Here is a 12,742-nt window from a genome sequence, read left to right as displayed (position 1 = left end):
AGGAAAAAGACCGCACCCGGACCCTCCGGAACACCGTGAACGGCGGTCTGTCGGGCCGGGTGCGGTCGGATAAAGCCTTGGCAACCGGTGAGGGCGCGGGTCAGGCCTTCTTGGTCTCCCAGAAGATCTTGTCGATCTCGGCGATGAGCTCCAGGGCCTTCTCGCCGGTCTTCGGGTCCGTGGACGCCTTGGCGGCGGACAGGGCCTTCAGGGTGTCGTTGACCAGCTGGTGCAGCTGGGGGTACTTCTCGAAGTGCGGGGGCTTGAAGTAGTCGCTCCAGAGCACCGAGACGTGGTGCTTGGCGAGCTCGGCACGCTGCTCCTTGATGACGGTGGCGCGCGCCTGGAAGTGCGGGTCGTCGTTGGCGGCCATCTTCTCCTGCACGGCCTTCACCGACTCCGCCTCGATGCGGGCCTGGGCCGGGTCGTACACACCGCAGGGCAGGTCGCAGTGCGCGCTGACCTTGACCTTGGGGGCAAACAGGCGGGAAAGCATGGAGCATTCCTTCCTCGTGATCGTCTTCTCAGGTGGGACATTACTCCCTGGGAAGCCTGATTTCGCGAGTGCCCCCATGGGCTTAGGACAAAAGTCCAGGGTCAGACTGAGACTGGTGGAGGAACGGACCGGGGAGGTGCCGGGGATGCCGGAGCTGTCGCAGGAGACCGAGCGGGGGAGGGGCGCCGCGCTCTTCGGGGTGGCCGAGGTGACCGGCCCGTCCATGGTGCCCACGCTGTACCAGGGGGATCAGCTCCTGGTGCGGTACGGGGCCCGGGTGCGGGCCGGTGACGTCGTCGTTCTGCGTCATCCCTTCCAGCAGGACCTGCTGGTCGTCAAGCGGGCCGTGGAACTGCGCGAGGGCGGCTGGTGGGTGCTCGGGGACAACGCGTACGCGGGCGGCGACAGCACGGACTACGGGACCGTGCCGGAGGAGCTGATCCTCGGCCGGGCCCTGTTCCGCTGGCGGCCGCCGCGGGCCGGTCAGCGCTCGCCGCTGGCGCTGGTGCGCTGGGCGCTCTCGGCCGCGAGGCCGGTGCTGGCCGACCGTGCGGGGCGTTCCGCCTCCAGGCGTTTGCGGGCCCGGTAGGCGGCCACGTTGGCGCGGGTCGCGCAGCGGTCCGAGCAGTAGCGCCGGGAGCGGTTGGTCGAGGTGTCGAGGTAGGCGTTGCGGCACGGCGCCGCCTCGCACAGGCCGAGGCGGTCGACGCCGTACTCGGTGAGGTGGAAGGCGAGGCCCATCGCCGCGATGGCGGTGTAGCCGGCGGTGGCGTTGGACGGGTGGTCCGCCAGGTGCATGTGCCACAGCGGACGGCCGTCCTCGTCCCGGAAGTCGTGCCCGGAGATCTGCGGGCTCACCGGGAACTCCAGCAGGAGGGAGTTCAGCAGGTCCACCGCGAGGGTCTCCTCGCCCTTGTCGGCCGCCTCGAAGACCGCGCGCAGCCGGGCCCGGACCGAGCGGAAGCGGGTGAGGTCGGCCTCGGTGGCGCGCCGGGCGGCCTGCTGGTTGCCGCCGAACAGCTCGCGGACGGCCTCGACCGAGGTCAGGGAGTCCTTGCCGCGGGCCGGTTCCTCGCTGTTGACGAGCCGGACGGCGTAATCCGAGTAATAGGCCAGTTCCACTTGTAGTCCTTACGCGGGCACTCTATGGTCGGTCGTGCGGTCGGGTAACAGCCGGTCGTGCTTCCAGGGTATTACGGGACTTGTGCGGTGGAGGGTTGCCATGACGGACGCGCCGACGACCACGACCGGGGCCGACTGGGGTGCCTGGCAGGAGAGCTGGGACCGGCAGCAGGAGTGGTACATGCCGGACCGCGAGGAGCGGTTCCGGGTCATGCTCGACATGGTGGAGGCGCTGGTCGGTACGGCACCCCGGGTCCTCGACCTCGCGTGCGGCACCGGCAGCATCACCGCCCGGCTGCTCGCCCGCTTCCCGGACGCGGTGAGCACCGGGGTCGACCTCGACCCGGCCCTCCTCGCCATCGCCGAGGGCACCTTCGCGGGCGACGACCGGGTCACGCTCGTCACCGCCGACCTGACGGACCCGCAGTGGACCGCGCGGCTGCCGTACGACTCGTACGACGCCGTCCTGACCGCCACGGCCCTGCACTGGCTGCACAGCGAACCCCTCGCGGCCCTCTACGGTCAGGTCGCGGAGCTGGTCCGCGACGGCGGTGTCTTCATGAACGCGGACCACATGATCGACGACAGCACGCCCCGGATCAACGCCGCGGAACGCGAGCAGCGGCACCGGGGTATGGATCAGGCCAAGGCGGCGGGGGCGCTGGACTGGGCCGAGTGGTGGCAGCTGGCGGCGCAGGACCCGGTGCTCGCCGGGCCCACCGCCCGGCGGTTCGAGATCTACGGGGAGCACGCGGACGGCGACATGCCCTCGGCCGCCTGGCACGCGCGCGTGCTGCGCGAGAAGGGGTTCGGGGAGGCGCGGCCGGTGTGGTGCTCGCCGTCGGACACGCTGCTCCTCGCCCTCAAGTAGACGGACCCGAGCAGACAGGCCCGAGCGGACAGGCCGAAGGGGCGGTACGAGGGTCACCTCGCACCGCCCCTTCCGCCGTGCACCCGCTACAGCACCTTCGACAGGAACGACTTCGTCCGGTCGTGCTGAGGGTTGGTCAGGACGTCGCGCGGGTGGCCGGACTCGACCACCACGCCGTCGTCCATGAAGACCAGACTGTCGCCGACCTCGCGGGCGAAGCCCATCTCGTGGGTGACGACGATCATCGTCATGCCGTCCTCGGCCAGGTCCCGCATCACGTCCAGGACCTCGCCGACCAGCTCCGGGTCGAGCGCGGAGGTCGGCTCGTCGAAGAGCATCAGCTTCGGCTGCATGGCGAGCGCGCGGGCGATCGCGACGCGCTGCTGCTGGCCGCCGGAGAGCTGCGCCGGATAGTGCCCCGTGCGATCGCCCAGACCGACCCGGTCGAGCAGGCGCTGCGCCCGCTCGCGGGCCGACGCCTTCGACTCGCGCTTGACCTGGACCGGCGCCTCCATGACGTTCTCCAGGGCCGTCATGTGCGGGAAGAGGTTGAAGCGCTGGAACACCATGCCGATGTCCCGCCGCTGCGCCGCGACCTCCTTCTCCTTCAGCTCGTAGAGCTTGTCGCCCTGCTGGCGGTAGCCGACCAGGTGGCCGTCGACGTAGAGGCGGCCGGCGCTGATCTTCTCGAGGTGGTTGATGCACCGCAGGAACGTGGACTTGCCGGAACCGGACGGGCCGATCAGGCAGAACACCTCGCGCGGCAGCACCTCCAGGTCGATGCCCTTGAGGATGTGCGACAGCCCGAACGACTTGTGCACGCCCTCGGCCTTGACCATCGGGGCGCCGCTGCTCGGCGGGGTGATGTCCTTGGTGAGAGAGCTCATCGGGCCACCTCCGGGCGACGGAACGAACCCCACTGGGACAGATTCTTCCGCAGCCGCTGCAGCGGGGTGGGCGGGAGGTTGCGCGAGGAACCGCGGGCGTACCGGCGCTCGATGTAGTACTGCACGATGCTGAAGATCGTGGTCAGGAACAGGTACCAGATGCAGGCGACGAAGTACATCTCGACGACCGCCAGCGAGGTGCTGGAGATGTCCGTGGCCTTCTTGATCAGCTCGGGGAGCTGGACCGCGTAGGCCAGCGACGAGGTCTTCAGCATGTTGATGAACTCGTTGCCGGTCGGCGGGATGATGACCCGCATGGCCTGCGGGAGGATCACCCGGCGCAGCGTCTGCCCCTGGGTCATGCCCAGCGCGTGCGAGGCCTCCGTCTGGCCCTCGTCGACCGACTGGATGCCGGCGCGGACGATCTCCGACATGTACGCGGCCTCGTTCAGGCCGAGCCCCAGCAGGGCGGTGAAGACCGGCGTCATCACCTGGTTCATCTCGTCCTTGTAGAACCCCAGGTTCAGGATGGGGAAGACGAGCGCGATGTTGTACCAGAGCAGCAGCTGGACCAGGACCGGGGTGCCGCGGAAGAACCAGATGTAGAACCAGGACACCGTGCTGGTGACCGGGTTCGACGACAGCCGCATCACCGCGAGGATCACGCCGAGCGCGACGCCGAGCACCATGGCCAGCACCGAGATGTAGAGCGTGGTCCAGGCGCCGGAGACGATGCCCTGGTCGAAGAGGTAGTCGGGGATGACGCTGTAGTTGATCTTCGCGTTGGAGAAGGCGATCCCGATCAGCACCAGGAGTGCGATGACCACGACGCCGGACACCCAGCGCCCGTAGTGGCGCACCGGGATGGCCTTGATCTGCTCCGGCGGCACGGACGGCGCCGGAGTCTTGTCGACCGTGTCAGTCACAGTGACGGCCCTTCAGTCGTGCCCGGGCGTTCAGGAGCCGCCGTTGATCTTGGCCTCGGTGACCGCGCCCTGCGTGACGTTCCACTTCTCCAGGATCTTCTGGTAGTCGCCGCTCTTGATGATGGCGGCCATGGCGGCCTGCAGCGCGTCGCGCAGCTGGGTGTTGTCCTTGCTGACCGCGATGCCGTACGGGCCGGCCTCGATCTGCTCGCCGACGACCTCGAAGTCCTTGCCGCCGCCCGACGTCTTGGCGTTGTAGGCGGCCACCGGGAAGTCGTTCAGATCGGCGACGGAGGCGCCCTGCTTCAGCCGGAGCAGCGCCTCGGGGTCGGTGTCGAAGGTCTGGAGGTCGATGGCCTTGTTGCCGTCCTTCGTACACTTCTGGCTCTGCGCCTTGGCGATGCCCTCGGACGTGGTGCCCTTCTGCAGGGCCACGACCTTGCCGCACAGGTCGTCCAGGGACTTGATGCCCTTCGGGTTGCCCTTCTGGACCGGGATCGAGATGCCGGCGGTGAAGTAGTCGACGAAGTCGACGCCGCTGCCGACCTTCTTGCCGGTGTCGGAGTCGATGCCGTTCTGGCGGTCCTTGGTGTCGTTCATCGCCGACATGATCACGTTGAAGCGGTTGGCCTGCAGGCCCACGATCAGGTTGTCGAACTTGCCGTTCTGGAACTCGAACTTCACGCCCAGCTGCTTGCCCAGCGCGTCCGCGATGTCCGGGTCGACACCGACGGCCTTGCCGTTCTCCATGTACTCGACCGGCGGGTAGGCGATGTCCGAGCCCACCTTGATCACACCGGCCTTGCGGATGTCGGCCGGCAGCTTGCTCGCGAGCGGGGCCGAGGACGTCGAGGAGGAACCGTTGTCGCCGCCCTTGTCCGTCTGGTCACCGCAGCCGGTGAGGATCAGGGCGCCTGCGACCGCGATCGCACCGAACGCGGCAATCTGGGAGCGCGAGGCGGTGGTACGACGGGTGGAGCTTGCGGTCATGGTGGGTTCCTCCGGCAGGGGGTAGGACAAGCCGATATACCGATGTGTCTGATATGTCGATATGCCGATGGTCGACGGAAACACACACCTTCGGGTGTCGCGACCTCGTGGGTTTACGGCATCCTGCCATTGGGATTGCTCCAAGCAGACGTGTCACCATGTCAAAATCGGATAACGGGTGACCCCCGTGACGCGTCAGGCCGGTCCCTCCTCGACCCGCCGCCCCGCACATCTGCGGGAATCCGACCTTCTGGCCGGAAGATCTTCGGTTCACCACCGGTTCATCTCGGGCTGCACCCCGTGATCTCCTGCCGCTCACTCAGCCGCTCATCTGTCGGTTGTCTACGACATCCGTGATGTGACCTTGCGCCTATTCGACTCGTCGTGAGCGCTGTCCGTCCGGTAAGAAGGTTCTTTACACCCCTCATCCGGGGCTCAGGGCGCGTGTGCGGCGCGTCCGTCGCGCAGGTGCTCGTACGTGCCACTCGTACGTATCAGTGATCGGGCCCTGCGCGGTGCCCGCCCGCTCCCTCACCGGGAGCGGCCGACCCTCAAACCATGCAGACCTAAGGGGTAAGACAAGTGGCAGCGGAGATCGTCAATCCTCGCAGCGACAGCGCGTCGGGCAGTACGGACCAGGACGGCGGGGCGGAGCCCCTCGATTCCTTCGATCCGGCCTTCGCGCTGCACCGCGGCGGCAAGATGGCCGTGCAGGCCACCGTGCCGCTCCGTGACAAGGACGACCTTTCCCTCGCGTACACGCCCGGAGTCGCGCGCGTGTGCACCGCGATCGCGGAACAGCCCGAACTGGTCAACGACTACACCTGGAAGTCGTCCGTCGTGGCCGTCGTCACCGACGGTACGGCCGTGCTCGGCCTCGGGGACATCGGTCCCGAGGCCTCCCTCCCCGTGATGGAGGGCAAGGCGATCCTCTTCAAGCAGTTCGGCGGCGTGGACGCGGTCCCCATCGCCCTGGCCTGCACCGGCGTCGACGAGATCGTGGAGACCGTCGTCCGGCTCGCCCCGTCCTTCGGCGGGATCAACCTGGAGGACATCTCGGCACCGCGGTGCTTCGAGATCGAGCGCAAGCTCCAGGAGCGGGTCGACATCCCGGTCTTCCACGACGACCAGCACGGTACGGCCGTCGTCACGCTGGCGGCCCTGCGGAACGCCGCGCGGCTCAGCCGGCGGGAGATCGGGCAGCTCCGGGCGGTCATCTCGGGTGCCGGCGCGGCCGGGGTCGCCATCGCCAAGATGCTGGTCGAAGCCGGCATCGGGGATGTCGCCCTCGCCGACCGCAAGGGCATCATCTCGGCCGACCGCGACGACCTCACCGCGGTCAAGCGCGAGGTCGCCGGGTTCACCAACAAGGCCGGGATCAAGGGCTCCCTGGAGGACGCGCTGGCCGGCGCCGACGTCTTCATCGGCGTCTCCGGCGGTACGGTCCCGGAGGAGGCCGTCGCCTCGATGGCCGAGGGCGCGTTCGTGTTCGCCATGGCCAACCCGAACCCCGAGGTGCACCCCGACGTCGCCCACAAGTACGCGGCGGTCGTGGCGACCGGGCGGTCGGACTTCCCGAACCAGATCAACAACGTGCTGGCGTTCCCCGGCATCTTCGCGGGCGCGCTCCAGGTGCGGGCCTCCCGGATCACGGAGGGGATGAAGATCGCGGCGGCGGAGGCGCTGGCGGCGGTCGTCGGCGACGATCTCGCCGCCGACTACGTCATTCCGTCTCCCTTCGACGAGCGGGTTGCGCCCGCGGTGACCGCGGCGGTGGCTGCGGCGGCGCGGGCCGAAGGGGTTGCCCGGCGGTGACCTCGGATGGCCTCGCTCTTTTTGGGCGGGGCCATTCTTTGCCCACCCGCCCACTCGATCGGGTGCCTACGAGGTGACCGGTGTGCTGGGGGCTGCCGCCCCCAGACCCCCGCATGGGGGTCGGTAGGGGCCGTCGTCGGGTGGCGGTGGGTGGGGGCTGAGCGCGCAGTTCCTCCCCCAGCCTTCGGCCGGGGGTACCCCCGGCGTCCCTGACGGGGCGCTGTGTGCGGGGCTTCTCGCGTGGTTCCCGCGCCCCTCACGGGGCGCAAGAGGGGATGTGTCACAACGGTCCCCGGTTTCGCCACCGGCGCCGGGAACCTATCGTCAGCCCCATGTTCGCCGTCTACGCCGCCCGAATCGACCGCGACCAGCCGCTCACCGGCCTTGAGTTGGGGGAGCGCCCCGCCCCTGTGGCCCGGCCCGGCTGGAGTACCGTCGATGTTCGGGCCGCCTCCCTCAACCATCACGATCTCTGGTCCCTGCGCGGCGTCGGTCTTCCCGAGGGCCGGCTGCCGATGATCCTCGGCTGTGACGCCGCCGGCGTCGACGAGGACGGCAACGAGGTCGTCCTGCACTCCGTGATCGGGCAGACCGGCCACGGGGTGGGCCCGGACGAGCCCCGGTCCATCCTCACCGAGCGCTACCAGGGCACCTTCGCCGAGCAGGTCGCCGTGCCCACCTGGAACATCCTGCCCAAGCCCAGGGAACTGTCGTTCGCCGAGGCCGCCTGCCTGCCGACCGCCTGGCTGACGGCCTATCGGATGCTCTTCACGAACGCGGGCGTACGGCCCGGCGACTCCGTCCTCGTGCAGGGCGCGGGCGGCGGTGTCGCCACGGCCGCGATCGTGCTCGGCAAGGCCGCAGGGCTTCGGGTCTTCGCCACCAGCCGCGACGAGGCCAAGCGGAAGCGGGCCCTGGAACTCGGCGCCGTCGAGGCGGTGGAGCCGGGGGCCCGGCTGCCGCAGCGCGTGGACGCCGTCATCGAGACCGTCGGCGCCGCGACCTGGTCCCACTCGGTGAAGTCGCTGCGGCCCGGCGGCACCATCGTCATCTCCGGTGCCACCAGCGGCGACCGTCCCTCGCACGCCGAGCTGACCCGGATCTTCTTCCTGGAGCTGAAGGTCGTGGGCTCGACCATGGGCACCAAGGACGAGCTGGAGGACCTGCTCGCCTTCTGCGCCGCCACCGGTGTACGTCCCGTCATCGACGAGCTGCTCCCGCTCGACCGCGCCCGCGAGGGCTTCGAACGGCTGGAGTCCGGCGACCAGTTCGGGAAGATCGTGCTGACCAACTCCTGATCGGGCGAGGGACGGCCGGGCCTCACGGGTTCCGGGTGTCCAGCAGCGCTCCTATGCGGGCCGCCGCCGCCGAGAGGTGGCGGCGGGCCTCGCGGAGCTGGTCGGGGGTGACTCCGTGGTCGCGGGCCGCGTCGCGGATGTCGTCCCGGAAACGGTCCAGGAGCCGGTCGAGGTCGCGGGCCGCGTCGCCGGTGTCGGTCTCGTCGCCGTGCGCCCACGCGGGGACGTACTGCGCCGGGAAGTCCTCCGCGGTCTGCGAGTACTCCGGGGCCGCCGCGGATGACGCTGCCGGCGCCGGCTTGTGCAGGTTCGTGCCGGTGCCGGTGCCGGGGGCCGGCTCGGTGCGGGTGCCGAAGCCCTTGCCGAAGTTCATGCCGTAGTCCTTCCCGAAGTCGCCGAACTCCTTGGCGAGTTCGGCGAGGCCCTCGCGGACCCCCGTCGGCCAGTCGCCGCGCGCGAAGTGGTCCTGGACGTGCTCCTGCACCCGGCGGCCGATGCGCTGCATCTCCTCCTGGGCCTGGGCCCGCGCCTGGGCCTGGGCCTCCTGGGCCTGCCGACGAGCCCGCTGGGCCTCGTCACGGGCGCGGCGGCTCTCGTCCTTGGCGCGGCGGGCCTGCTCCTTCCACTCCTGCTTGACCCGGCGCATCTCCTCCTTGGCGGCCCGCCACGACTCCTTGTCGCCGAGGTCGCCGTACTCCCCGGCCCCCGCGCCCGCGCCGTGCCGGGCCTCGGAGGCGGCCTCGCGCACCTCGCGGCGCAGGTCACCGGCGGCGCCGCGCACGTCGGCCCTTATCTCGGCGGCCAGTTCGGCCACCGACTCCCGGATCTCCAGCTCCAGGTCGGCCAGTTCACCACTGCGATCCGCCAGTTCGGCACGGCCGGCGTCCGTGATGGCGTAGACCTTGCGGCCCCCCTCGGTGGTGTGCGTGACCAGGCCCTCGGCCTCCAGCTTGGCGAGGCGGGGGTAGACGGTGCCCGCCGAGGGGGCGTAGAGGCCCTGGAAGCGCTCTTCCAGCAGCCTGATCACCTCGTAGCCGTGGCGCGGGGCCTCGTCCAGGAGCTTGAGGAGGTAGAGGCGGAGACGGCCGTGGGCGAAGACGGGAGGCATGTCAGAGCACCTTCTTGTCGGTCGTGCCGTCGGTCGTGCCGTCGGCCGGTTCTGCCGGGCCCGTGGGGGGCTCGGCCTCCCAGGCCGCCCGCTCGTCCTCGTCCTCCTTGGGCGGGCGGCGCAGCAGGGCGATGGAGCCGGAGACCGTGGTGGCGCGGAGCTTGCCGGTGCCCGCGCCCAGGCGGCCGGTGATCTTGTGGGCGCCCCACTGGCCGTGCACCCGCAGTCCGTCGAAGGCGTTGGAGATCGTGCCGCTGGCGGTGTTGGCCTCGACCTCGGCGTCGGCCGGGTGCGGCAGCCGGATGGCGATCTCGCCGGAGACGCTGGTCAGCCGGACGTCGGTCGGGCCGTCCGGGTCCAGGTCGATGATCATGGAGCCGCTGACCGAGTCGGCGCGCACGGCCGAGCCGGAGCCCTCGACGACGGTCAGGTCGCCGGAGACGGAGTTGAACCGCAGGTCGCCGGTGACGGCCTGGGCCTCCAGGTTCCCCGACACCGTGTCCGCGCGGACCTCGCCGGAGAGGCCGACCAGGGTGGTGTCGCCGGTGACGCCCTTGACCACCGAGGTGCCGGTGATCCCGGAGACGACGGCCGTCGCGCCGACCACGCCCACCTCCACGCGGGTGTCCGCCGGGACGGCGAGCGAGACGACCGCGCTGCGCCGCCAGCCCTTGCGGTCGAGCCACTTGAGGAAGCCCTTCCAGGGCAGGTCCTCGTAGGCCACCGTGAGGGTGCCGCCCTCGTGCGTGACGATCAGGGGCGGGCCCTCGATCCGGGAGACCTCCAGGCGGGTGGAACCCTCGTCGGTGCCCACGACGTTGACTGTTCCGTTGACGATGCGGACGTGCAGGTCGCTGACGGGGGTGTCGAAGTCGAGCTTCTCGGGCTCGGCGACGGACCACTCGGACTTGGGCATGGTGCGGACCTCCTCGGGCCGGACACGACGGCTGGACGCGTACGCGATCGCACGGCTCGCGCCATATCGCGTCTTCCATGAAACACGATATATCGCGGACGTGGGAAGTCAAGGCACTCGTGAGTGTGGCCGGTTGGGCGCGGTGTTGACCCGCGACGGGGTCCAGGCGGCTCGCATATCGGGCGGTAAGCGGAGGAATTGCTTACCGTGTGTCCATGTCGACGGATGAATCCAGAGCCGTCTCCCGGCCGTCGTACGCGCAGCGCGCGGAAGGGGCGCCGAGGGCCCGTCGGCTGGCCCTGGCCGAGGTGGCGGTGGGCCTGCCGGCCGCCGCGTGGGGGATGCGGCGGCGCAGCGTGGGGTGGGCAGCGGTGGGGGCGGTGCTGACGGTGCACGGGGTGCTGGAGCTGTCGTACGAGACGGTGTTCCCGCGGGACTGAAGCCCCCCGCGCCCCCGACGGGGCGCGGCGTCGCCGGGGTGCTCGCCTACTCCTCGTCCTCGTCGTCCAGCCGGGCCAGCCACGTCGCCAGACGCTCCACCGGGACCTCGAAGTCGGGGTTCAGGTCGACGAACGTGCGGAGCTGTTCCGCGAGCCACTCGAAGGTGACCTCTTCCTCGCCGCGCCGCTTCTCCAGTTCCTCGATGCCTCGATCGGTGAAGTACATGGGTTGCTCTCCTGCTGCCTGCATGTGTGGGTGCCCGGTGGTGGGCGTCTACCAGCCTAGGCGGACGACGGAGGTGGTCGGCGCGGGAACGGACGCCGAAGGGCCCGGCCCCCGCAACCGGGAACCGGGCCCTCCCACACGGTGCTCCGCGGGCCTAGGCCTCGAAGACCTCACGCACCAGCTGCTCCTGCTCGGCCTGGTGGCGCTTGGCCGAGCCCACCGCCGGGGACGAGGAGTGCGGGCGCGAGATGCGGCGCAGGCGCTCGCCGGCCGGGACGTCGGCGCCGACCGCCAGGTCCAGGTGGTCGATCAGGTTGAGCGCGATGAACGGCCAGGCACCCTGGTTCGCCGGCTCCTCCTGGGTCCACAGGTACTTCTCGGCGTTCGGGTACTTGTTGACCTCGGCCTGGAGCTCCGCACCCGGCAGCGGGTACAGGCGCTCGAGACGGATGATCGCCGTGTCCGTGACACCGCGCTTCTGCCGCTCGGCCTCCAGGTCGTAGTAGACCTTGCCGGTGCAGAAGACGACCTTGCGGACCGCCGACGGGTCGACCGACGCGTCGCCGATGACGGGGCGGAACTGCCCGCTCGTGAACTCCTCCGCCTTCGAGGCCGCCGCCTTGAGGCGCAGCATCGACTTCGGGGTGAAGACGACCAGCGGCTTGTGGTGCGGGTTGTGCACCTGCCACCGCAGGAGGTGGAAGTAGTTCGACGGGAGGGTCGGCATCGCGACCGTCATGTTGTTCTGCGCGCACAGCTGCAGGAAGCGCTCGATGCGGGCCGAGGAGTGGTCCGGGCCCTGGCCCTCGTAGCCGTGCGGGAGCAGCAGCGTGACGCCGGAGGTCTGGCCCCACTTCTGCTCGGCCGCCGAGATGTACTCGTCGATGACCGACTGGGCGCCGTTGGTGAAGTCACCGAACTGCGCCTCCCACATCACCAGCGCGTCCGGACGGGCCAGCGAGTAGCCGTACTCGAAGCCCATCACCGCGTATTCGGAGAGCAGCGAGTTGTAGACGTTGTAGCGGGCCTGGTCCTCGGACAGGTAGAGGAGCGGGGTGTAGTCCGCGCCCGTCTCCCGGTCGATCAGGACCGCGTGGCGCTGGCCGAAGGTGCCGCGCTGGGAGTCCTGGCCGGACAGCCGCACCGGCGTGCCCTCCATCAGCAGCGAGCCGATGGCCAGGGTCTCGCCCATGCCCCAGTCGATCGTGCCGTCCTCGATCATCGCCGCCCGGCGCTGCAGCTGCGGCAGCAGACGCGGGTGGACGGTGAAGTAGTCCGGGATGTTGACCTGGGACTCGGCGATGCGCTTGACGACCTCCGTGGAGATCGCGGTCGGCACGGCGACCGGGAAGCCGTCCTGCGGCTCCTGGGCGGGCGCGACGGCCGGCTGCGCGGTGGCCTCGCGGACCTCCGTGAAGACCTTCTCCAGCTGGCCCTGGTAGTCCTGCAGGGCCTGCTCGGCCTCTTCCAGGGTGATGTCGCCGCGACCGATCAGGGACTCGGTGTAGAGCTTGCGCACCGAGCGCTTCTTGTCGATCAGGTCGTACATCAGCGGCTGGGTGAAGGCCGGGTTGTCCGACTCGTTGTGACCGCGGCGGCGGTAGCAGATGAGGTCGATCACCACGTCCTTGTTGAACGCCTGGCGGA

The 12,742-nt window shown here is 70.0% G+C and carries 14 protein-coding genes; 5 read left to right on the top strand and 9 right to left on the bottom strand.

The annotated features are described in order from the left end of the window. Positions 1–100 precede the first annotated feature (100 nt). On the bottom strand, positions 101–496 hold the full coding sequence (sodN, locus tag JF597_RS05820) for a superoxide dismutase, Ni (RefSeq protein WP_020130742.1): 396 nt from the start codon (positions 494–496) through the stop codon (positions 101–103). A gap of 145 nt (positions 497–641) precedes the next feature. Here sodN and sodX point away from each other — a divergent pair, with 145 nt between their 5' ends. Further along, on the top strand, positions 642–1,085 hold the full coding sequence (gene sodX, locus JF597_RS05815) for a nickel-type superoxide dismutase maturation protease (RefSeq protein ID WP_293990189.1): 444 nt from the start codon (positions 642–644) through the stop codon (positions 1,083–1,085). On the opposite strand, the gene JF597_RS05810 is transcribed toward sodX, so the two are convergent. Next, positions 980–1,618, bottom strand: coding sequence for a CGNR zinc finger domain-containing protein (locus JF597_RS05810; RefSeq protein WP_293990181.1), 639 nt, complete (start codon positions 1,616–1,618; stop codon positions 980–982). The two genes, sodX and JF597_RS05810, sit on opposite strands and share 106 nt — an antisense overlap. 100 nt (positions 1,619–1,718) lie before the next feature. Between JF597_RS05810 and JF597_RS05805 the strand changes: the two genes are divergently transcribed. Then, entirely contained in the window at positions 1,719–2,489 is a 771-nt protein-coding gene (locus JF597_RS05805) for a trans-aconitate 2-methyltransferase (RefSeq protein ID WP_293990179.1), read from the top strand. A gap of 86 nt (positions 2,490–2,575) precedes the next feature. Here JF597_RS05805 and JF597_RS05800 read toward each other — a convergent pair whose 3' ends face one another. From JF597_RS05800 to JF597_RS05790, 3 genes are read right to left on the bottom strand one after another with little or no spacing between them, the layout of a single operon-like run. Beyond that, positions 2,576–3,376 (bottom strand): amino acid ABC transporter ATP-binding protein, encoded by an 801-nt coding sequence (locus JF597_RS05800; protein WP_293990177.1) that lies wholly within the window; start codon positions 3,374–3,376, stop codon positions 2,576–2,578. After that, positions 3,373–4,302, bottom strand: coding sequence for an amino acid ABC transporter permease (locus tag JF597_RS05795; protein ID WP_293990175.1), 930 nt, complete (start codon positions 4,300–4,302; stop codon positions 3,373–3,375). The genes JF597_RS05800 and JF597_RS05795 overlap by 4 nt, the downstream gene beginning before the upstream one ends. 30 nt (positions 4,303–4,332) lie before the next feature. Continuing rightward, a complete protein-coding gene (locus tag JF597_RS05790; protein ID WP_293990173.1) occupies positions 4,333–5,292 on the bottom strand; it encodes an ABC transporter substrate-binding protein in 960 nt (319 codons plus the stop codon). Between the two features lie 582 nt (positions 5,293–5,874). On the opposite strand from JF597_RS05790, the gene JF597_RS05785 reads away from it, so the two are divergent. Next, positions 5,875–7,107, top strand: a complete 1,233-nt coding sequence (locus tag JF597_RS05785; RefSeq protein WP_293990171.1) for an NADP-dependent malic enzyme — start codon at positions 5,875–5,877, stop codon at positions 7,105–7,107. Between the two features lie 332 nt (positions 7,108–7,439). Then, entirely contained in the window at positions 7,440–8,405 is a 966-nt protein-coding gene (locus JF597_RS05780) for a zinc-binding dehydrogenase (protein ID WP_293990169.1), read from the top strand. A 22-nt stretch (positions 8,406–8,427) separates the two neighbouring features. Here the strand turns inward: JF597_RS05780 and JF597_RS05775 are convergent, their stop codons facing one another. Then, entirely contained in the window at positions 8,428–9,513 is a 1,086-nt protein-coding gene (locus tag JF597_RS05775; RefSeq protein ID WP_293990167.1) for a PadR family transcriptional regulator, read from the bottom strand. Position 9,514: 1 nt separating this feature from the next. After that, positions 9,515–10,429 (bottom strand): DUF4097 family beta strand repeat-containing protein, encoded by a 915-nt coding sequence (locus tag JF597_RS05770; RefSeq protein ID WP_293990165.1) that lies wholly within the window; start codon positions 10,427–10,429, stop codon positions 9,515–9,517. Between the two features lie 215 nt (positions 10,430–10,644). Here JF597_RS05770 and JF597_RS05765 point away from each other — a divergent pair, with 215 nt between their 5' ends. Further along, positions 10,645–10,869, top strand: coding sequence for a hypothetical protein (locus JF597_RS05765; protein ID WP_293990163.1), 225 nt, complete (start codon positions 10,645–10,647; stop codon positions 10,867–10,869). Positions 10,870–10,915: 46 nt separating this feature from the next. On the opposite strand, the gene JF597_RS05760 is transcribed toward JF597_RS05765, so the two are convergent. Next, the gene (locus JF597_RS05760) at positions 10,916–11,095 is read right to left on the bottom strand and encodes a DUF6104 family protein (RefSeq protein ID WP_023586593.1); all 180 of its coding nucleotides are present in this window, start codon (positions 11,093–11,095) and stop codon (positions 10,916–10,918) included. A 154-nt stretch (positions 11,096–11,249) separates the two neighbouring features. Then, positions 11,250–12,742, bottom strand: a 1,493-nt coding sequence (locus JF597_RS05755; protein ID WP_293990150.1) for a thiamine pyrophosphate-dependent enzyme, incomplete at its 5' end; no start/stop codon positions are given.

This window comes from Streptomyces sp. (assembly GCF_019510245.1).
Classification (GTDB): domain Bacteria; phylum Actinomycetota; class Actinomycetes; order Streptomycetales; family Streptomycetaceae; genus Streptomyces.
Note: the sequence above shows the minus strand (reverse complement) of the source record. Positions and strands in the feature narration are given on the sequence as shown.

Excerpts from the sequence above, each read along its gene's own strand:
- sodN (WP_020130742.1), bottom strand. The coding sequence starts at position 496 with ATGCTTTCCCGCCTGTTTGCCCCCAAGGTCAAGGTCAGCGCGCACTGC.
- sodX (WP_293990189.1), top strand. The coding sequence starts at position 642 with ATGCCGGAGCTGTCGCAGGAGACCGAGCGGGGGAGGGGCGCCGCGCTC.
- JF597_RS05805 (WP_293990179.1), top strand. The coding sequence starts at position 1,719 with ATGACGGACGCGCCGACGACCACGACCGGGGCCGACTGGGGTGCCTGG.
- JF597_RS05800 (WP_293990177.1), bottom strand. The coding sequence starts at position 3,376 with ATGAGCTCTCTCACCAAGGACATCACCCCGCCGAGCAGCGGCGCCCCG.
- JF597_RS05790 (WP_293990173.1), bottom strand. The coding sequence starts at position 5,292 with ATGACCGCAAGCTCCACCCGTCGTACCACCGCCTCGCGCTCCCAGATT.
- JF597_RS05780 (WP_293990169.1), top strand. The coding sequence starts at position 7,440 with ATGTTCGCCGTCTACGCCGCCCGAATCGACCGCGACCAGCCGCTCACC.
- JF597_RS05775 (WP_293990167.1), bottom strand. The coding sequence starts at position 9,513 with ATGCCTCCCGTCTTCGCCCACGGCCGTCTCCGCCTCTACCTCCTCAAG.
- JF597_RS05770 (WP_293990165.1), bottom strand. The coding sequence starts at position 10,429 with ATGCCCAAGTCCGAGTGGTCCGTCGCCGAGCCCGAGAAGCTCGACTTC.
- JF597_RS05765 (WP_293990163.1), top strand. The coding sequence starts at position 10,645 with ATGTCGACGGATGAATCCAGAGCCGTCTCCCGGCCGTCGTACGCGCAG.
- JF597_RS05760 (WP_023586593.1), bottom strand. The coding sequence starts at position 11,095 with ATGTACTTCACCGATCGAGGCATCGAGGAACTGGAGAAGCGGCGCGGC.